16 protein-coding genes are annotated in these 19,875 nt (G+C 68.6%); 14 read left to right on the top strand and 2 right to left on the bottom strand.

Annotation, left to right across the window (positions count from 1 at the left end):
* Positions 1 to 226 precede the first annotated feature (226 nt).
* The 9 genes from ACEN9O_RS22865 (at position 227) to ACEN9O_RS22825 (ending at position 8,952) form a co-directional block, all read left to right on the top strand.
* A complete protein-coding gene (locus tag ACEN9O_RS22865) occupies positions 227 to 985 on the top strand; it encodes an ANTAR domain-containing response regulator (protein WP_495614099.1) in 759 nt (252 codons plus the stop codon).
* 237 nt (positions 986 to 1,222) lie between these two features.
* Entirely contained in the window at positions 1,223 to 1,516 is a 294-nt protein-coding gene (locus ACEN9O_RS22860; RefSeq protein ID WP_495614098.1) for an STAS domain-containing protein, read from the top strand.
* Positions 1,506 to 3,644, top strand: a complete 2,139-nt coding sequence (locus ACEN9O_RS22855; protein WP_495614097.1) for a chemotaxis protein CheA — start codon at positions 1,506 to 1,508, stop codon at positions 3,642 to 3,644. Before ACEN9O_RS22860 ends, ACEN9O_RS22855 begins: the two co-directional genes overlap by 11 nt.
* A gap of 23 nt (positions 3,645 to 3,667) precedes the next feature.
* Positions 3,668 to 5,317: a methyl-accepting chemotaxis protein gene (locus tag ACEN9O_RS22850; RefSeq protein WP_495614096.1), complete on the top strand. Its 1,650-nt coding sequence runs from the start codon at positions 3,668 to 3,670 to the stop codon at positions 5,315 to 5,317.
* Positions 5,318 to 5,327: 10 nt separating this feature from the next.
* Positions 5,328 to 5,858 carry a chemotaxis protein CheW gene (locus ACEN9O_RS22845; RefSeq protein WP_495614095.1) on the top strand — a complete coding sequence of 177 codons (531 nt, stop codon included), beginning with the start codon at positions 5,328 to 5,330 and terminating at the stop codon, positions 5,856 to 5,858.
* A 9-nt stretch (positions 5,859 to 5,867) separates the two neighbouring features.
* Positions 5,868 to 6,674, top strand: coding sequence for a CheR family methyltransferase (locus ACEN9O_RS22840; RefSeq protein WP_495614094.1), 807 nt, complete (start codon positions 5,868 to 5,870; stop codon positions 6,672 to 6,674).
* A gap of 116 nt (positions 6,675 to 6,790) precedes the next feature.
* On the top strand, positions 6,791 to 7,171 hold the full coding sequence (locus ACEN9O_RS22835; protein WP_495614093.1) for a nuclear transport factor 2 family protein: 381 nt from the start codon (positions 6,791 to 6,793) through the stop codon (positions 7,169 to 7,171).
* A gap of 77 nt (positions 7,172 to 7,248) precedes the next feature.
* Positions 7,249 to 8,091, top strand: coding sequence for a universal stress protein (locus tag ACEN9O_RS22830; protein ID WP_495614092.1), 843 nt, complete (start codon positions 7,249 to 7,251; stop codon positions 8,089 to 8,091).
* Between the two features lie 9 nt (positions 8,092 to 8,100).
* Positions 8,101 to 8,952: a universal stress protein gene (locus tag ACEN9O_RS22825; protein WP_495614091.1), complete on the top strand. Its 852-nt coding sequence runs from the start codon at positions 8,101 to 8,103 to the stop codon at positions 8,950 to 8,952.
* 13 nt (positions 8,953 to 8,965) lie between these two features.
* On the opposite strand, the gene ACEN9O_RS22820 is transcribed toward ACEN9O_RS22825, so the two are convergent.
* Complete coding sequence (locus tag ACEN9O_RS22820) at positions 8,966 to 10,711, bottom strand: PHA/PHB synthase family protein (protein ID WP_495614090.1); 1,746 nt, start codon at positions 10,709 to 10,711, stop codon at positions 8,966 to 8,968.
* 126 nt (positions 10,712 to 10,837) lie between these two features.
* Here ACEN9O_RS22820 and ACEN9O_RS22815 point away from each other — a divergent pair, with 126 nt between their 5' ends.
* From ACEN9O_RS22815 to ACEN9O_RS22795, 5 genes are all read left to right on the top strand, one after another.
* On the top strand, positions 10,838 to 12,241 hold the full coding sequence (locus ACEN9O_RS22815) for a bifunctional enoyl-CoA hydratase/phosphate acetyltransferase (RefSeq protein ID WP_495614089.1): 1,404 nt from the start codon (positions 10,838 to 10,840) through the stop codon (positions 12,239 to 12,241).
* Between the two features lie 149 nt (positions 12,242 to 12,390).
* Positions 12,391 to 13,875 carry an efflux transporter outer membrane subunit gene (locus tag ACEN9O_RS22810; protein ID WP_495614088.1) on the top strand — a complete coding sequence of 495 codons (1,485 nt, stop codon included), beginning with the start codon at positions 12,391 to 12,393 and terminating at the stop codon, positions 13,873 to 13,875.
* The gene (locus tag ACEN9O_RS22805) at positions 13,872 to 14,945 is read left to right on the top strand and encodes an HlyD family secretion protein (RefSeq protein ID WP_495614087.1); all 1,074 of its coding nucleotides are present in this window, start codon (positions 13,872 to 13,874) and stop codon (positions 14,943 to 14,945) included. Before ACEN9O_RS22810 ends, ACEN9O_RS22805 begins: the two co-directional genes overlap by 4 nt.
* On the top strand, positions 14,942 to 17,677 hold the full coding sequence (gene rbbA / locus ACEN9O_RS22800) for a ribosome-associated ATPase/putative transporter RbbA (RefSeq protein ID WP_495614086.1): 2,736 nt from the start codon (positions 14,942 to 14,944) through the stop codon (positions 17,675 to 17,677). The genes ACEN9O_RS22805 and rbbA overlap by 4 nt, the downstream gene beginning before the upstream one ends.
* Before the next feature lie 2 nt (positions 17,678 to 17,679).
* Positions 17,680 to 18,819: an ABC transporter permease gene (locus ACEN9O_RS22795; protein WP_495614085.1), complete on the top strand. Its 1,140-nt coding sequence runs from the start codon at positions 17,680 to 17,682 to the stop codon at positions 18,817 to 18,819.
* 6 nt (positions 18,820 to 18,825) lie between these two features.
* Here ACEN9O_RS22795 and ACEN9O_RS22790 read toward each other — a convergent pair whose 3' ends face one another.
* The gene (locus ACEN9O_RS22790) at positions 18,826 to 19,755 is read right to left on the bottom strand and encodes a Gfo/Idh/MocA family protein (protein WP_495614084.1); all 930 of its coding nucleotides are present in this window, start codon (positions 19,753 to 19,755) and stop codon (positions 18,826 to 18,828) included.
* Positions 19,756 to 19,875 lie beyond the last annotated feature (120 nt).

Below are 19,875 nucleotides of genomic sequence, written 5' to 3'. Positions count from 1 at the left end.
GCGCGGAACGTTGCCGGGAACACGATTGCATGACCGAGCCAGCCTCCGGCAAAAGACCGCCGGCATCGCGTCCTCGGTTCGCGCCGGCCCAGCCCCTCGCCCGCGTTCGATGCCGATTAAGTCCCATCTCCGGCCGCCCTCCCTCCGCGGCCATCCTGTCCACCCCAGCTTGAGGCGACCCGTCGTTGCCGGGCGAGGTGCGGCCGTCGCGCAACATTGAACAAACATGAGCAGCATCCCGATCAAGACAAGGAACACCATGCATCCGACCGACGTCATTTCCCGCCGCGCCGATAAATCCGGCATGCCGTCGCACCCGCCGCGATCGGCTGGCGCCGCACCGGCGCGCCCTGTCGCCCGCCCTGCGCAAGCGGTGGCCGTGGCGCCGCAGCGTCAGCCGGCACGCATCCTGGTCGTCGACGACGACGACGTCACACGCATGGCTATTTCTGCCGGACTACAGCGCCTGGGCTACCAGACCACGCAGGCCGATTGCGCGCTGGCGGCGCTGGAGCGGGCGGCCGACTGGCAACCCGATTTCGCGATCATCGACATCACGATGCCCGGCATGTCCGGCATCGAACTGGCGGCGCGCCTGCGCGAACTGGGCGAGCTGCCGTTCATGTTCCTGTCCTCGCACGACGGCCCGGACGTGGTGCGCGCGGCCAGCGCCCATGCCGCCGTGGCGTACCTGGTCAAGCCGCTCGGCGTCGCGCAGATCATTCCCGCCATCGAAGTGGGCCTGGCCCGGGCGGCGGAATTGGCCGCGCTGCGGGAAAGACAAGCGGTGCTGTCGCAAGCGTTGTCCGACGCGCGCGACACCAACCTGGCCATCGGCGTGCTGATGGAACGCCATGGCCTGGAACGCGAGCAGGCGTTCGACATCCTGCGCGGCCAGGCACGCGCGCAGCGGCGCAAGGTTAACGCCGTCGCGGCGGAAGTGCTTGCCGTCGGCGGATCCGGCGCCATGCAGGGAAAATATTGAGCCTCGCGTCAGCAGTTTGAAGTCGTTGTAAAGCAAGCAAACCGGCCCTACCCCCGCCTATCGAAACCAGTCATCGCATGCGCCAAGCGGCGCAGGCCTTGACTGGCCGTCACGGTATGCAATCTATTTGGGGGCAAGTCACATGACAACATCCATTCGGGCGGCCGATCATTCGGCTCCCTCGCGGCGGCCGGCCGCCATCGCAGCGCGCGCCACGGCGCAGAGGCTGGTGCCGCGATGAGCGCGCTTCGTCTGCAGATCGATGGCGAGTTCAGCATCTATCGGGCCACCGAGCTCAAGGAGATGGTGCTGGCGGCCGTGGCGCAAGCGCCCTGCCTTGAGCTGGACCTGTCCGCCGTGAGCGAACTGGACACCGCCGGCGTCCAGATCCTGCTGCTGGCGCGGCAGACGGCGCTGGCGCGCGGCCACGCCCTGCGGCTGGTGGCCAGCAGCCCGGCGGTGCAAGCGACACTGTCGCTGCTGCGGGTGTGGCCGGAAGTCGATGGCGCGGAGGCCGGCCATGTATCTTGACCAGGCACTGCCCACCTTCATCGCGGAAAGCCGCGAACTGCTCGACGCCATGGAAAGCGCGCTGCTGCAGTTCGCGCTGGCCGCCCCGCAGGAAGACACGGTCAACGCCGTGTTCCGCGCCGCCCACACCATCAAGGGCTCGGCCGGCCTGTTTGGCCTGGACCATATTGTCGCCTTCACCCACGTGGTCGAGAGCGTGCTCGACCGCGTACGCGACGGCACCGTGACCGTGGCCGAGCCACTGGTGACGCTGCTGCTGTCGTGCGCCGACCACATGCGCGCATTGATCGAGACCACCGCCGCCGGCGTGTACGAATCCAACGCCGCCAGCACCGCCACCGGCGCCGCCCTGCTCGACCGCCTGCAGCAGCACCTGCCGGGAGCGCTGGCCGCCGCCGCGCCGGCCCCACGCGCCGAGCCCGTCGCCGCGACCGGCGCCGGCCACTACTGGCACCTGTCGCTGCGCTTCGGCAGCGAGGTGTTCAGGAATGGCATGGACCCGCTGTCCTTCCTGCGCTATCTCGGCCAGCTCGGCACCATCGTCGCGCTGGAAACGCTGGCCGACGCCTTGCCGCCGGCCGACGCCATGGACCCGACTCTGTGCTATCTCGGCTTCGAGATCGCCTTCGACAGCACGGCCGACAAGGCGGCGATCGAGGACGTGTTCGAGTTCGTGCGCGAGGATGCCCAGGTGCGCATCCTGCCGCCGCATAGCCGCGTGGCGGACTATCTGCGGCTGATCGCCGAGCTGCCCGAACAGGCCCCGCGCCTGGGCGAGATCCTGGTGCGCTGCGGCAGCGTGACGGCGCAGGAGCTGGAGCAGGCGCTGACCGCGCAGGCGGCCGCCGGCACGCCGCAGCCGCTCGGCAGCATCATGGTGGCGCAGGGCGTGGTGCCGCCGGTCGTGGTCGAGGCGGCGCTCGCGCAGCAGCAGCAAATCCGCGGCAAGGGCCAGGAAAACCAGACGGTCCGGGTCGATGCGGAAAAGCTGGACCAGCTGATCAACCTGGTCGGCGAACTGATCATCGCGGCCGCCGGCGCCAGCCTCACGGCCCGGCGCGCCGGCGATGCCGCGCTGCAGGAAAGCGCCGCCACCGTCTCGGAACTGGTCGAGCAGGTGCGCGACCGCGCGCTGCAGCTGCGCATGGTGCGCATCGGCGCCACCTTCGGTCGCTTCCAGCGCGTGGTGCACGACGTCGCGCGCGAGATCGGCAAGGATATCCGGCTCCAGCTCAGCGGCGAGGACACCGAGCTCGACAAGACCGTGGTGGAAAAGCTGGGCGACCCGCTGACCCACCTGGTGCGCAACGCCATCGACCACGGCATCGAACCGGCCGCGCTGCGGCTGGAGCGCGGCAAGCCAGCGCAGGGCACGGTGCGGCTGCACGCCTACCACGACGCCGGCAACATCGTGATTGAAGTCAGCGACGACGGCGGCGGCCTGCGGCGCGAGAAAATCCTCGCCAAGGCCGAGGCCCGCGGCCTGATCGAGCCCGGCCAGAGCCTGAGCGACGCCGAGATCTACAACCTGGTGTTCGAGCCCGGCTTCTCCACCGCCGAGCAGGTGACCAACCTGTCCGGGCGCGGGGTCGGCATGGATGTGGTCAAGCGCAACATCGTGGCCTTGCGCGGCAGCGTCTCGCTCGCCAGCACCGAGGGCGTGGGCACCACGGTCAGCGTGCGCCTGCCGCTGACGCTGGCGATGATCGACGGTTTCCTGGTCAGCGTCGGCAAGGCGCCCTTCGTGGTGCCGCTGGAGATGATCGAGGAATGCATCGAATACAGCGCCGCGCCCGGCCACCAGTACACCGACCTGCGCGGCGAGGTATTGCCCTTCGTGCGCCTGCGCGACGTGTTCGCGCTGGACGGCGCGGCCGCGCGGCGCCAGAGCATCGTCGTGGTGCGCCAGGGCGGCACCAAGGCCGGCCTGGTGGTCGACGCCCTGCACGGCGAGTTCCAGACCGTGATCAAGCCGCTGGACAAGATGTTCCAGCGGGCCGACCGCCTCAGCGGTTCGACCATCCTGGGCAGCGGTGAAGTCGCGCTGATCCTGGACGTGCCTGCCCTGATCCGCCAAGCCACGGCCTTCGCGCCGCCGGCCCAACCCCAATTTTCATGCAACAACTGACGTTCATCCTGGAGGAAAGCACCATGTTCTCAAACGTAAAAATCGGCGTCCGGCTCATTGCCGGCTTCATCCTCGTTGCCGCCATCAGCGCCGTGGTCGGCGTGATCGGCATCTCCAACGCCGGCAAGATTAATGATCTGGCCGACAAGATGTACACCAGCGAACTGCTGGGCATTTCCTACATCAAGGAAGCCAATATCGACCTGGTCTACGTCGGCCGCGCCCGGGGCAACGCGCTGCTGGCCACCACCGCCGAGGAACGCCAGAAGTACATGACGCTGACCACCAAGAGCCTGGCCATGGTCAAGGAAAACATGGACAAGGCCCGGCCCCTGTTCTATCGTCCGCGCGCCAAGGAAATCCTGGCCAAGTACAACAAGGTCTGGGAGGAATACGAAAAGGAAACGGCGCACACGCTGGCCCTGGTGGCCAACGAACCGCTGGGCCAGCGCAGCGACCAGCTCAACCAGACCATGCGCAGCGCCGCCGAGAAGGCCGAGCTGCTGGACGACTGGATGACCGACCTCACCAAGATCAAGGAAGAGAACGCCAAGGAGGCGTCGGACGCCACCACGGCCATGTATGAGAACAGCCGCAGCATCATGATGGCGGCCATCGGCTTCGGCCTGCTGCTGGGCATCTTCCTGGGCTACGTCATCAGCCGCAGCGTCACCGTGCCGCTGTCGAAGGCGGTGGAGGCGGCCGACCGCCTGTCCCAGGGCGACCTGACCATCAAGCTGGAAAGCCGCGGCAAGGATGAAACCGGCCGCCTGCTGCAATCGATGCAGAAGATGATCGAGAAGCTGTCGCAGGTGGTGGCCGAGGTCAACAACGGCGCCCAGTCGCTGGCCAGCGCCTCCGAGGAAGTCAGCGCCACCGCGCAGTCGCTGTCGCAGGCGTCCAGCGAGCAGGCCGCCGGCGTCGAGCAGACCAGCGCCTCGATCGAGCAAATGACCGCCTCGATCTCGCAGAACACCGAGAACGCGCGGGTCACCGACGGCATGGCCAGCAAGGCGGCGCGCGAGGCGACCGAGGGCGGCCAGGCGGTCAAGTCCACCGTGCTGGCCATGCGCCAGATCGCCAGCAAGATCGGCATCATCGACGACATCGCCTACCAGACCAATCTGCTGGCGCTGAACGCGGCCATCGAGGCGGCCCGCGCCGGCGAACACGGCAAGGGCTTTGCCGTGGTGGCGGCCGAGGTGCGCAAGCTGGCCGAGCGCAGCCAGGTGGCCGCGCAGGAAATCGGCGAGGTGGCCACCAGCAGCGTCAAGCTGGCCGAGCAAGCCGGCAGCCTGCTCGACGAGATGGTGCCCAACATCCGCAAGACGTCCGACCTGGTGCAGGAAATCACGGCCGCCTCGTCGGAGCAGTCGAGCGGCGTCAGCCAGATCAATTCGGCGGTCGGCCAGCTGAGCCAGACCACCCAGCAAAACGCCTCCAGCTCGGAAGAACTGGCGGCGACGGCCGAGGAAATGAGCAGCCAGGCCGAGCAATTGCAACAGACCATGGCGTTCTTCCGCCTGGAGGCCGTCGCGCGGGCGCCGGCGGTGCCGATCCGCAAGGCCGCGGCGGCACGCGCGGCGCGCCAGGCCGGCGCACCGCGCGGCACGGGCGCGCTGGCGCTAGCGCCTGCCGGTGAGGTCGACGAAGCCATGTTCGGTCGATTCTGAGGTGGCGGCCATGAACGCGCGCATCGAGGCGAACAACCTCCAGGCGGCCAACGACCGCACCCAATACCTGACCTTCATGCTCGGCGGCGAAGTGTTCGCCATCGGCATCCTGGCGATCAAGGAAATCATCGAGTACCAGGGCGTGACGGTGGTGCCGATGATGCCGGCCGCGATACGCGGCGTCATCAACCTGCGCGGCGCCGTGGTGCCGGTGATGGACCTGTCGGCGCGCTTCGGCCAGCCGCCGGGCGAGGTCAGCAAGCGCACCTGCATCGTCATTGTCGAGATCGAACTGGACGGCGAGCGGCGCGACGTCGGCGTGGTGGTCGACGCCGTCAACGCGGTGCTGGAGATCGCCCGCGCCGAGATCGAACCGGCGCCGGCCTTTGGCGCCCGCATCCGCACCGACTTCATCGCCGGCATGGGCAAGGTCAACGGCCGCTTCGTGATCCTGCTCGATGTCGAGTGCGTGCTGTCGAACGCCGACATGGAGTCGCTCGGCGAAGGCTGGCCGCCGGCCCCGGCCGCGCTGGCCGCGTGAGGCGGACCGATGAGCGGCATCGACATCACCGACCAGGAGTTCGGCCAGTTCCAGCGCTTTATCTATGCGGCGGCAGGCATCAGCATGTCCGACGGCAAGAAGGCGCTGGTCACCGGGCGGCTGGCCAAGCGCCTGCAGCAGCACGGGCTGGGCAGCTATGGCGCCTACTTCCGCCTGCTCAGCAGCGGCACCGCGCCGCAGGAAGTGCAGACCGCGGTCGATTTACTGACCACCAACGAGACCTATTTCTTCCGCGAGACGGTCCACTTCGACGCGCTGCGCGCGCATGCGCTCAAGGTGAGCGAACCGGGGCGGCCCTACCGGGTGTGGAGCGCGGCCTGCTCGTCCGGCGAGGAAGCGTACAGCATGGCGATGGTGCTGGACAACGGCCTCGGCCAGCGTCCCTGGGAAATCGTGGCCACGGACATCAGCACGCAAGTGCTGCGGCGGGCGCAGGCCGCGCATTATCCCGAGGAGCGCGCGCGGCACACGCCGCCGGAGTATCTGCGCCGCTACTGCCTCAAGGGCCATGGCGAGCAACAGGGCACGCTGCTGGTCGCGGCGGGCCTGCGCGAACGGGTGCGCTTCGCCCAGGTCAACTTGAACCAGGCCCTGCCGTCGCTGGGCACGTTCGACGCCATCTTCCTGCGCAACGTGATGATTTACTTTAGCTCGGAGACCAAACGGCAGGTGGTGGCCCGGGTCTTGTCGCTGCTGCGCCCGGGCGGGCTGTTCTGCATCGGCCGGTCGGAGAGCCTGAACGAGATCAGCGATGCCGTGCAGCCAATGGCGCCGTCGGTGTACCGCAAGGCTTGAGCGCGCCTGGCTGCAGCCGGAGGCGGTATCGCCGCCGGCGTATAGCGGCTATCGGCGCGGCGCGGCCACAGCCGCGCCGGGCTCACGTAGGATGCGCTCTCAACCGGGAGACTTCTATGGATAACACGCGCTTCAACGCCGAACAACTGGCGGTGCTGCAACCGATACAAAATTACTTCCAGGGCCATGCCCGGGATGACGCCGACTTCATGCGCAAGGCCTTCCTGCCCAGCGCCCACATCGAATCCATGCGCGACGGCGTCTTCACGTCGTGGCCGCTGGCTGTGTATTGCGAACGTTTCAAACGCACGCCGGCCGCCGACGAGGCGCAGCGCCGCCGCACGGCCGACTGGATCGAGGTACACGGCAACGCCGCCTGCGCCCGCATCACGCTGGAGCATGGCGCCACGACCTTCGTCGACTACTTTGTCTTGCTCAAGACCGGCGAAGGCTGGAAGATCGCCAACAAGGCCTTCCACGGCCAGGCAGCGCATTGAGCTGATTTTGATGCAGATCATATATTTTTCGCAGGGCACTTGTTAGTCTGAGTTTTTCACTTGACCAGGAGAACGTCATGTCCTACAAGACCATACTCGTCCACGTCGACAGCTCAGCCCACGCCCCCGAACGCATCGCCCTGGCCGCGCGCCTGGCCAGCCAGCAGGATGCGCACCTGATCGGCGCCGCCACCACCGGCATCGCGGCCGAGTTCTACCGCAACAGCGCCATGATGTATGCCGGCATGGTGCCGCAGGACCAGCTTGACGAACTGGTCAGCAACGCCGAACAGTCGCTGGCCCGCTTCGAGGCCCAGGCGCGCGCGGCCGACGTGCGCTACGAGCGCCGCATCAGCGACGACGAGGCCCAGGACGGCCTGGTGCTGCAGGCGCGCTATGCCGACCTGGTGGTGCTCAGCCAATGCGAGCCGGGCGAGGAAGGCATGCTGCTCGGCCCGGGCCTGGCGGCCCATCTGGCGCTGCACGGTGGCCGGCCGGTGCTGGTGGTGCCGTATGCCGGCACCTATCCGCACATGGACCGCCACGCGCTGGTCGCCTGGGACGGCAGCCGCTCCGCCACCCGCGCCGTCACCGACGCGCTGCCGCTGCTGCGCCGCAGCGCCCGCGTGTCGCTGGTGGTGTTCGATGCCGAACATCAATATGGCGTGCACGGGGCCGAGCCGGGCACCGATATCGCGCTGTTCCTGGCGCGCCACGGCGTCGAGGTCGAAGTCCTACAGCAACCGAAACCGCAGGCCATGAACGTGGGGGAAGCGCTGTTGTCGCTGTCGGCCGATCTCGGCGCCGACCTGCTGGTGATGGGCGCCTACGGCCACCTGCGCTGGCGCGAAACGGTGCTGGGCGGCGTCACCCGCACGCTGTTGGCGTCGATGACGTTGCCCGTGCTGATGTCGCATTGAGGCCCGGCGATGAGCTATAAAACCATCGCCGTGCATTGCGACCAGTCGCCGCACGCCGCCGCACGCTACGCGCTGGCGGCCAGGGTCGCCCTGGCCACCGGCGCCCACCTGACCGGGGTCGCGCTGACCGGCATTTCGCGCTACGTGGAATGGAACGACAGCCTCGGCGCTTGGCCGCTGCCGCCGCACGTGCTGGACCACTTGCGCCACCAGGCCGCCGCCGCGCTGGCCAGTTTTGAACGCGATGTGGACGGCGCCGGCGTCAAGCTGTGGTCCAGCAGCCTGTACGAGGACGACGCCGAAAGCGGCCTGCTGCTGCACGCGCGCTATGCCGATTTACTGGTACTGAGCCAGACCGATCCCGGCGACATCCAGTTCGGTGTCAGCCGCCCGCTGCCGCCGGAGCTGCTGCTGCACGGCGGCCGGCCGTTGCTGCTGGCGCCGGCGTCAAGCGATGCCGGGGTCCAACCCACGCCGGCCGTCATCCGTCACCCGCTGCTGGCCTGGGACGGCAGCGCGCAGGCGGCGCGTGCCTTCAGCGACGCCCTGCCTTTGCTGCGTCTGGCCGAACGCGTCACGCTGCTGGTGCTCAACGCCGACCGCGACCCGGCCCGCCATGGTGCCGATCCGGGCGCCGACATGGCGCTGTTCCTGTCCCGCCACAGCGTTCAAGTGGATGTGATGCGCGAGTTCACCACGGAGGAAACCGGCTCGGCCCTGCTGTGCGCGGCGGCCGAGCGCGGCTGCGACTTGCTGGTGATGGGCGGCTACGGCCACCGGCGCCTGCATGAAACGCTGCTGGGCAGCGCCACCCGCAGTATCCTGCGGCAGATGACGCTGCCGGTGCTGATCTCGCACTGAGATCAGTCTCTCTTCAATGCTCCAGCACGAAGTGGCCTGGCGCCGGGCCCAACACCCGGCCCAGGTCCATCGCCGGCGGCGCCACGCGCTCGCGGCTGCCATGCCGCACCAGCCATTGCTGCCAGTGCGGCCACCATGAACCGTCGCTACGCTCGGCGCTGTCCAGCCATTCGTCGGGACTCTTGTAGCCGGCCGCCGGCACGCTGGCGGGACGGCTGCGGTAGCTGCGATTGGCGTGGCCGGGTTCGGAGACGATGCCGGCGTTGTGCCCGCCGGAGGCCAGCACGAAATCGATGGTCGTACCGCACAGCAGATGGATCTTGTACACCGAGCGCCACGGCGACACGTGGTCGCGCTCCGTGCCGACCACAAACGTCGGCGTGCGGATATCGGACAGCGCGATCGGTTTGCCCAGCGCCAGATACCGCCCCTCGGCCAGGTCGTTGCGCAGGAACAGCCCATGCAGGTACTCGCTGTGCATGCGGAACGGCAGCCGCGTGCTATCGGCGTTCCAGGACATCAGGTCGTTCGCCGCGCTGCGCTCGCCCATCAGGTACTCGCGCATCATGCGCGACCACACCAGGTCGCGCGCGTGCAGCAGCTGGAAGGACGCGGCCATCTGGTCGCCGTCCAGGTAGCCCTGGTCCCACATCAGCGCATCGAGCAGGGCCAGCTCGCTGTCGTCGATGAACAGGCCGAGCTCGCCCGGTTCGCTGAAATCGGTCTGCGCCGCCAGCAGCGTGATGGAGGCCAGCTTGCCACGCTTGCCGAGCTCGCCCGAATCGATGGCTGCGGCGGCGATCGCCAGCAAGGTGCCGCCGAGGCAATAGCCCACCGCGTGCACCGGCGCGCCGCCGCCCAGCTGGTCGGCCTGCTCCAGCGCGGCCAGCACGCCGTATTGCAGATAATCGTCCATGCCCAGGTCGCGGTCCTGCTGGCCGGGATTGCGCCAGGACAGCATCAATACCGTGTGGCCCTGCTGCACCAGGTAGCGCACCAGCGAATTGTGCGGCGACAGGTCCAGGATGTAGTACTTCATGATCCACGACGGCACGATCAGCACCGGCTCACGGTAGACCTGCCCGGTCTGCGGCGTGTACTGGATCAGCTCGATCAATTCGTTGCTGTAAATGACCTGGCCCGGCGTGACCGCCACGTCCTGCCCCGGCACGTAGCTGGGGCCGGTCGGCTCCGGCACCGCCATATCGGGCGGTGCCAGGCGGCGGCACAGGTCGCGCCGCCAGTTGAGCGCGCCGTCGATCAGGCTGCGCCCGCCGCTGGCGGCCGCGGCCTGCAGCACTTCCGGATTGGTCCAGAGGAAATTCGATGGCGAGCACAGGTCCAGCAGTTGGCGCGCGGTGAACGCCACCACCTCGGCGTGGTGCGGCGCCACGCCGCGCACGCCCGAGGTGGCCTCGCCCCAAAACCGCTCCGCCTGCTTGAAGTTGCTCACGTATTGCGAGAACGGCCATTGACGCCAGGCGAAATTATCGAAACGGCTGTCTTCGGCGGCGACCGGCTGGCCCATCCCGGCCAGCTCTCCCAGACACTGCGCCGCCAGCTCGCTGCACTTGCCCGGCGACACGGCCAGGTGCTGCCACCAGTCCTGGAACGCCAGCGACATCGCGATCGGCGACACGCCGCCGGTCAGCCGCGCTATCTGGCTTTGCACGTACAAATCCAGCGCGTTGCCAGGCTGTTCGGCTTGCCGTTTTGGCGCCGGGGTGTCGGGAACTACTTTCAACTTTGCGGTCTTCACATGCCCTCCTGATTTAACATGCACAGATTATGGTTGGCGGGTGTCCCTGAAGTATTTGATCTGGATCAAATACTTCCCCGACCGCGCTCACTAGACTGCCCAGCATTGCCCACCAAAGCCACTACCATGAACGAAGCCGACGACATTATTGAAAACATCACCTACGATGAATTGCAGCTGGGCCAGAGCGCCCGTCTGAGCCGCACGCTGAGCAAGGATGATATCGCCGCCTTTGCCGCCGTCTCCGGCGATGTGAATCCCGCCCACGTCGATCCGGAGTACGCCGGCCACACCCTGTTCCACGGCGTGATCGCGCATGGCATGTGGGGCGCGGCGCTGATCTCGCGCCTGCTGGGCACCTGCCTGCCCGGTCCCGGCACGATCTACCTGGCCCAGACGCTGCAGTTCCTCAAGCCAGTGCGCGTGGGCGACGAGTTGCGTATCACCGCCACCGTGACGGCCAAGGAGCCGACCAAGAAACACGTGCTGCTCGACTGCGAGATCAAGAACCAGACCGGCGCCGTGGTGCTGACCGGCGTCGCCACCGTGATCGCGCCGGCCGAGAAAGTACGCCGCCCCCGGGTCCACCTGCCGCCGCTGAGCCTGTCCCAGGTGCACGCCAATTATGCCAGCCTGATGGAGGCGGCGGCGCCGCTGACGCCGGTGCGCTGCGCCGTGGTCCATCCCTGCGACGAAGCCTGCCTGCGCGGCGCCCTCGACGCCGGCACGCACGGCCTGATCGTGCCGGTGCTGGTCGGCCCGCAGGCGCGCCTGCGCGCGCTGGCCGAGAGCACCGGACTGTCGCTGGACGGCATCGAACTGGTCGACGTGCCGCACAGCCATGCGGCAGCCGCGCGCGGCGCCGCCATGGCCGCCGCCGGCGAAGTGGAGATGCTGATGAAAGGCAGCCTGCACACCGACGAGCTGATCTCAGCCGTGCTGGAAACGCCGGGGCTGCGCACCGCGCGCCGCCTGTCGCACGTGTTCCGCGTCGAAGTACCGCTGTACGACAAGGTGCTGCTGATCTCGGACGGCGCGCTCAACATCCAGCCCACGCTGGACCACAAGGTCGACATCGTGCAGAACGCCATCGACCTGGCGCATGCGCTGGGCACGGCCGAACCCAAGGTCGCCATCCTGTCGGCGGTGGAAACGGTAACGCCGAAAATCCCGTCCACGCTGGACGCGGCGGCCCTGTGCAAGATGGCCGACCGCGGCCAGATCAACGGCGCCCTGCTGGACGGCCCGCTGGCCTTCGACAACGCCATCTCGCCGATGGCCGCGCGCACCAAGGGCATCGACTCGCCGGTGGCCGGCCACGCCGACATCCTGATCGCGCCCGACCTCGAAGCCGGCAACCTGCTGGCCAAGCAGCTGGAGTACCTGGCCGGCGCCGCCGTCTGCGGCGTGGTGCTGGGCGCGGCCGTGCCGATCGCCCTGACCAGCCGTGCCGACAACGCCGCCGCCCGCACCGCCTCGGCCGCGCTGGCGCTGATGCTGGCCCACCGCTACCGCGAGCAACGGCCGTAAGCGGTGCCCCCCATGGACGGCGGCCCCCGCCCGCCGCCGTCCATTTGTTGAAATTTGATCCACATCAATTACACGCGCTTGACTGCCGCCGTACACTGCCCTCGTCGCTTAACCGAGCGGCCGCTCTGTCCTTCTCAAGGAGTTACCCCATGTTCCAGCCTGCGCCGTTCGCCAGGCCGCGCACCGCCGCGATCGCCGCTGCGCTCGCCGCGTCGCTGCTGCAAGGCTGCGCTTCGATGGCGCCGCCATATGCGCGGCCGCCGCTGCCGGTGGCCGCCAGCTATGCCGGCCCCGCCACTGCAACCACGGCCGCCACCGCCCTGCCCGAATGGCGCGGCTATTTTTCCTCGCCGGTGCTGCAAGCGCTGATTGTCGAGGCGCTGGCGCAGAACCGCGACCTGCGCATCGCCGCCCTGCGCGTTGAGCAGGCGCGCGCGGCCTACGGCATCGAACGCGCCGGCCGGCTGCCGCTGCTGGCCGCGCAGGCAAGCGGGCAGCGCCAGCAAGTGCCCGCCGACCTCAGCCTGACCCGCCACGAGATGATCGCCAGCCAGTACCAGGCCGGGCTGGGCGTGAGCGCCTGGGAAATCGACCTGTGGGGCCACCTGGCCAGCCTGCGCGACGCCGCCCTGCAAGACTACCTGGCCAGCGACGCCGCGCGCCGCGCCGTCACCATGAGCCTGATCACCCACGTGGCCGAGGGCTATTTCGACGTGCGCGAAATCGACCAGCGCATCGCGCTGGCGCGGCGCACGCTGGCCACCCGGCAGGAAAGCTACCGCATCTACTCGCGCCGGGTCGCCGTGGGCTCCACCTCGCGCCTGAACCTGACGCAAGTGGAAACGCTGCTGTTGCAGGCGCAGGCGCTCACCCGCCAGCTGGAACAGGAGCGCGACCGCAAACGCCATGCGCTGCAACTGCTGATCGGCAGCGCCGACGCGCTGGCGCCGCTGGACGCCGAAGCCGCGAACCTGGCCGCGAACCACGCCGATGCGCTGCCCGCGCTGGCCCCCGGCTTGCCATCCGTGCTGCTGGAGCGGCGCGCCGACATCGTCGCCGCCGAACACCAGCTGCAATCGGCCAACGCCAACATCGGCGCGGCGCGCGCCGCCTTCTTCCCGCAAGTGAGCCTGACCGCCGCGCTGGGCACCACCAGCGCCGAGCTGAGCGGCCTGTTCGCCGGCGGCAGCCGCTCGTGGACCTTCGCCCCCAGCATCACGCTGCCACTGTTCGACGGCGACCGCCGGCGCCAGAACCTGAGCCTGACCGAAGCGCGCCGCGACAGCGCCATCGCCAACTATGAAAAGACCATCCAGGGCGCCTTCCGCGACGTCGCCGACGCGCTGTCGGCCCAGGCCTGGCTCGGCCAGCAGCTGACCATCGCCGAACGCGCCCTGCAGGTACAGCGCGAACGCGCCCGCCTGTCGCAACTGCGTTACGACAGCGGCGCCGCCGCCTTCCTCGACGTGCTCGACGCCCAGCGCGACCTGCTCAGCGCAGAACAGCAATTGATCCAGCTGCGCCGCGCCCTGCTGGGCGCAGGCATCGCCCTGTACAGCGCCCTCGGCGGCGATCCTGCCATCGCCGCGCCGCCGCTCGCCGCTTTCATCTACCTACCCCCATCCCGCACATGACTCCTACCCTGACACGCAAACTCGGCGTCGCCGCCGTCGGCGCCGCCCTGCTGGCCGGCGCCGCCTACGGCTGGCAGCGCATGCACCCGGCCGGCCCCGGCCCCGAATTCACCAGCGGCAATGGCCGCATCGAAGCAACCGAGATCGACATCGCCGCCAAGCTGCCGGGTCGCCTGCAGGACATCGCCGTCAACGAGGGCGACTTCGTGGCCGCCGGCCAGGTGCTGGCTCACATGCAGGCGACCTCGCTGCAAGCCCAGCGCGACGAGGCCGCCGCGCGCCAGGCGCAAGCCCTGACCGCCGTCGCCAGCGCCGACGCCATGGTCTCCGTGCGCCAGAGCGATTACCAGGCCGCGCAGGCGCTGGTGGTGCAGCGCGAAAGCGAACTCGACGCGGCCCAGCGCCGCCTCAAACGCTCCGAAACGCTGGTGCTGGAAGGCGCCTCGTCGGAACAGGAGCTGGACGACGACCGCAGCCGCGTGCGCTCCACCAGCGCCGTGATCCGCGCCGCCAAGGCGCAGGCCGAAGCGGCCCGCAGCGCCATCGACGCCGCGCGCACCCAGGCCAGCGGCGCGCGCGCCTCGGTGACGGCGGCCCGGGCCACGGTCGACCGCATCGACGTTGACCTGGCCGACAGCGCGCTGACCGCGCCGCGCGCCGGCCGGGTGCAGTACCGCATCGCGCAGACCGGCGAAGTGCTGGGCAGCGGCGGCAAGGTGCTCAACCTGGTCGACCTGGCCGACGTCTACATGACCTTCTTCGTGCCCGAGCAGGCGGCAGGCAAGCTGGCGCTGGGCGCACCGGTGCGCGTGGTGCTGGACGCCGCGCCGCAGTACGTGCTGCCGGCGCGCGTGTCCTTCGTCGCCAGCACCGCGCAGTTCACGCCCAAGACCGTGGAAACCGCCAGCGAACGCCAGAAGCTGATGTTCCGCGTCAAGGCCCAGATCGATCCGGCGCTGCTGCAAAAGCACATGAAGCTGGTCAAGACCGGCCTGCCCGGCGTGGCCTGGGTCCAGCTTGACGCCAAGGCACCATGGCCGGCCAAGCTGGACATCAAGGTGCCGCAATGAGCGATGACGTCGCGGCCGGCGTCGCCGGTCTGCGCGGCGTGGCGCTGCAATACGGCGACACCCGCGCGCTGCGCGCCATCGACCTGGACCTGCCGGCCGGCTGCATGATAGGCCTGATCGGGCCGGACGGCGTCGGCAAGTCCAGCCTGCTGTCGCTGGTGGCGGGCGCGCGCGCGGTGCAGCAAGGCAGCGTGACGGTGCTGGGCGGCGACATGCGCAGCAAGCGCCACCGCGACGCCGTCTGTCCGCGCATCGCCTACATGCCGCAGGGCCTGGGCCGCAACCTGTATCCGACCTTGTCGGTGGAAGAGAACCTGCAATTCTTCGGCCGCCTGTTCGGCCACGACGCAGCCAGCCGCCGTCGCCGCATCGACGAGCTGACCGCCGGCACCGGCCTGGCGCCCTTCCTGCAGCGGCCGGCCGGCAAGCTGTCCGGCGGCATGAAGCAGAAGCTGGGCCTGTGCTGCGCGCTGATCCACGATCCCGACCTGCTGATCCTGGACGAGCCGACCACCGGCGTCGATCCGCTCTCGCGCGCGCAGTTCTGGGACCTGATCGCCCACATCCGGCGCCAGCGCCCCGCCATGAGCGTGGTGGTGGCCACCGCCTACATGGAGGAAGCCGACCGCTTCGACTGGCTGGTGGCGATGGACGACGGCCAGGTGCTGGCCACCGGCACGCCGCAGGAGCTGCGCGCCCGCACCGCCACGGCGACGCTGGAGCAGGCCTTCATCGCGCTGCTGCCGGCCGAAAAGCGCGGCGACCACCAGGCGGTGACGGTGCCGCCGTTCCAGCCGGCCGAGGGCAACGACAGCATCGCCATCGAAGCGCAGGGCCTGACCATGACCTTCGGCGACTTCACCGCGGTCGACCACGTGGACTTCCGCATCCGCCGCGGCGAGATCTTCGGCTTCCTGGGCTCCAACGGCTGCGGCAAATCGACCACGATGAAAATGCTGACCGGCCTGCTGCCGGCCACCGAAGGCAGCGCCCTGCTGTTCGGCCGTGAGGTCGACGCTGGCGACATGGCGACCCGCCGCCGCGTCGGCTACATGTCGCAAGCGTTCTCGCTGTACGGCGAGCTGACGGTGGAACAGAACCTGGTGCTGCACGCGCGCATGTTCAGCGTGCCTGAGGCCGACATCGCCGGCCGCGTGGCGGACATGGCGCAGCGCTTCGGCCTGGCCGGCGTGCTCGATACCCTGCCCGAACAGCTGCCGCTGGGCGTGCGCCAGCGCCTGTCGCTGGCGGTGGCCATGGTGCACAAGCCGGAACTGCTGATCCTGGACGAACCGACTTCCGGTGTCGATCCCGTGGCGCGCGACCTGTTCTGGCGCCTGATGATAGACCTGGCCCGCAACGACCAGGTCACCATCTTCATCTCGACCCACTTCATGAACGAGGCCGAACGCTGCGACCGAATCTCGCTGATGCATGCGGGCCGCGTGCTGGTCAGCGCCGCGCCCGCGGAGCTGCCGGCCATGCGCGGCGTCGCCACGCTGGAGCAGGCGTTCATCGCCTACTTGGAGGCAGCGGCCGGCAACGTGGCGCCGCCGGCCGCCGCGCCTGCGTCCCCCGTCGTGGAGGCCGCGCCGCGTGCCGGCTGGCGCCGCAGCCTGCAACGGGCCTACAGCTACACCCTGCGCGAGACGCTGGAACTGCGCCGCGACCCAGTGCGCGCCACGCTTGCGCTGCTGGGCACAGCAATCCTGATGTTCATCATCGGCTACGGCATCAACATGGACGTCGAGAACCTGTCCTACGCCGTGCTCGACCGCGACCAGAGCGGCCTCAGTCAAAACTACGCGCTCAACCTGTCCGGCTCGCGCTATTTCATCGAACGCCCGCCGCTGGCCGACTACGACGACCTGGACCGCCGCATGCGCAGCGGCGAACTGGCGCTGGCGATCGAGATCCCGCCCGGCTTCGGCCGCGACCTGCAACGCGGCACCCCGGTCGCGGTGGGCGCCTGGGTCGATGGCGCCATGCCGATGCGCGCCGAAACCACGCGCGGCTATGTGCAAGCCATGCACATGGGCTGGCTGGCCGACCTGGCGCAGCACCGGCTGGGCATGAAGCTGGCCGGCGCCGGCACGCTGGAGACGCGTTACCGCTACAACCCCGACGTCAAGAGCCTGCCGGCCATGATCCCGGCGGTAATCCCGATGCTGCTGATGATGATCCCGGCGATGCTCAGCGCGCTGTCGGTGGTGCGCGAGAAGGAGCTGGGCTCCATCCTCAACCTGTACGTGACGCCGGTGACGCGGCTGGAATTCTTGCTTGGCAAGCAGGTGCCCTACGTCGCGCTGGGCATGCTGAACTTCGCGCTGCTGACCGTGCTGGCGGCCACCGTGTTCGGCGTGCCGGTCAAGGGCAGCCTGCCGGCGCTGACGCTGGCCGCGCTGGTCTACGTGATCTGTTCCACCGGCCTCGGCCTGCTGGTGTCGACCTTTACCCACAGCCAGATCGCCGCGCTGTTCGTGACCATGATAGGCACCATCATCCCCTGCGTGCAGTTTGCCGGCCTGCTCAATCCGGTGTCCGGCCTGAGCGGCATGGGCGCGCTGATCGGCCGCATCTACCCGGCCACGCACTTCCTGACCATCAGCCGCGGCGTGTTCAACAAGGCGCTGGGGCTGGGCGAGCTGGGTGGTTCACTGTGGCCGCTGCTGCTGGCGGTGCCGGTGATCCTCACCTTGTCGGCGCTGCTGCTGGACAAACAGGAGCGATGAGCATGCGCACTCCCCTGACCACGCGCGCGGCGCATATCTACCGGCTCGGCATCAAGGAGTTGTGGAGCCTGCTGCGCGACCCCGCCATGCTGGTGCTGATCGCGTACACCTTCTCGCTGTCGATCTACGTCGCGGCCACGGCGATGCCGGAAAGCCTGCACAACGCCGCCATCGCCATCGTCGACCTGGACGGCTCGCCCTTGTCGGCCAGGATAGCCGCCGGCTTCTATCCGCCGCACTTCCGCACGCCGTCGCTGGTGACCGCCAGCCAGGCCGACGCGGGCCTGGACAGCGGCGACTACACCTTCGTGCTGGCCATTCCGCCCAACTACCAGCGCGACACGCTGGCCGGGCGGGCGCCGGCGATCCAGCTCAATGTCGACGCCACGCGCATGAGCCAGGCCTTCACCGGCAACGGCTACATCCAGCAGATCGTCGGCGCCGAGGTGGGCGATTTCCTGCGCCGCCAGCAGGCGGCGGCCGCACCGCCGGTGGACCTGGACCTGCGCATGCGCTTCAATCCCAACCTGGAGCAATCGTGGTTTGGCTCGCTGATGGAGATCATCAACAACGTCACCATGCTGTCCATCATCCTGACCGGCGCCGCGCTGATACGCGAGCGCGAACACGGCACCATCGAGCACCTGCTGGTGATGCCGGTGACGCCGATGGAAATCATGCTGGCCAAGGTCTGGTCGATGGGATCGGTGGTGGTGCTGGCGGCCCTGGCGTCGCTGGTGTTCATCGTGCAGGGCGCACTGCACGTGCCGGTCACCGGCTCGATCGCGTTGTTCGTGCTGGTGACGGCGCTGCACCTGTTCGCCACCACGTCGATGGGGATTTTCCTCGCCACGCTGGCGCGCAGCATGCCGCAGTTCGGCATGCTGCTGGTGCTGGTGCTGCTGCCGCTGCAAATGCTGTCGGGCGGCTCGACGCCGCGCGAGAGCATGCCGGCGCTGGTACAGGACATCATGCTGGCGGCGCCGACCACGCACTTCGTGGCGGCCGCCCAGGCCATCCTGTACCGGGGCGCCGGCCTGGGCGTGATCTGGCCGCAGATGCTGGCGCTGGCGGCGATCGGCGCGCTGCTGTTTGCGCTGTCGCTGCGACGCTTCCGCAAGACCATCGGACAGATGGCCTGAGCGGCGTCAGTCGTGGAAGGCGTCGACCAGCTTGCGTTGGCCGAGCATGAAGGCGTCGGCCACGTGGCGCAGCGGCGCCACATCGACATCGGCGCGGCCCTCCTTGACCAAGCCGGCGAAGCGGCGGTACAGCGACGGGTACTCGGCCTCCTTCTCGAGCGGCTGTTCGACGCCGTGTATCCACAGGCGCGCGCCGCCGTCGCTCAGTTTAAGCTCGCCATCCGCTGTCTGGACGACGATATCCCAGCTTTGCTTGCCGGTCTGGCGCCAGTCAAACACCGCATGCACCGGCATGCCGGCGCCGTCCTGGAAATGCAGCTCGGCGGCGATGGGGGCGTCGCGGTTCTCGGGGAATTCCAGCGTGGCGCGGTTCAGGAAGATCAGCGACGGCAGGATCTCGGTGACGATGGACAGCGCGTTGATGCCCGGATCGAACACGCCCAGGCCACCGGCCTGCCAGATCCATTCCTGGTTCGGATGCCATTGACGCACGTCTTCCTTCCAGGTCACCTGCATGCCGGTAGGCGCGTGGGCGGCCAGGTAGGCCTTGGCCGGCTGCACCGCCGGCGCGTAGCGCGAGTGCCAGCTGGTGAACAGGGTCACGCCCTTGGCGGCGGCCAGCGCCTCCAGATCGGCTACTTCGGACAGGGTCGCACCCGGCGGTTTTTCCAGGAACACGTGCTTGCCGGCGGCCAGCGCCACGCGCGCGGCCTGGTAGCGATACTGCGGCGGCATGCACAGCGACACGGCGTCGATCTCCGGCATGGCCGCCAGCATCTCCTCGATGGACTTGAAGCCGGGCAGGCCGTCGATAGTGTTATTCCGGCTGGCCGAGGCCACCAGTTGGAAATCGGCGTTGGCCGCGATGGCGGGCAGATGCTGGTCGTGGACGATCTTGCCGACGCCGACGATCGCAAGTTTGATTGCTGACATCATGTGTCTTTCATAAAGTGGGGGCTTGTACATCATCATGCTACGACGAACCATACCCGCTTAACCAATCATTTTTATCGCTGCAAACATACCGAAACGGCATGGGAGGGTTCTGAAACCCGC

Source organism: Duganella sp. Dugasp78, from assembly GCF_059491455.1.
Note: the sequence above shows the minus strand (reverse complement) of the source record. Positions and strands in the feature narration are given on the sequence as shown.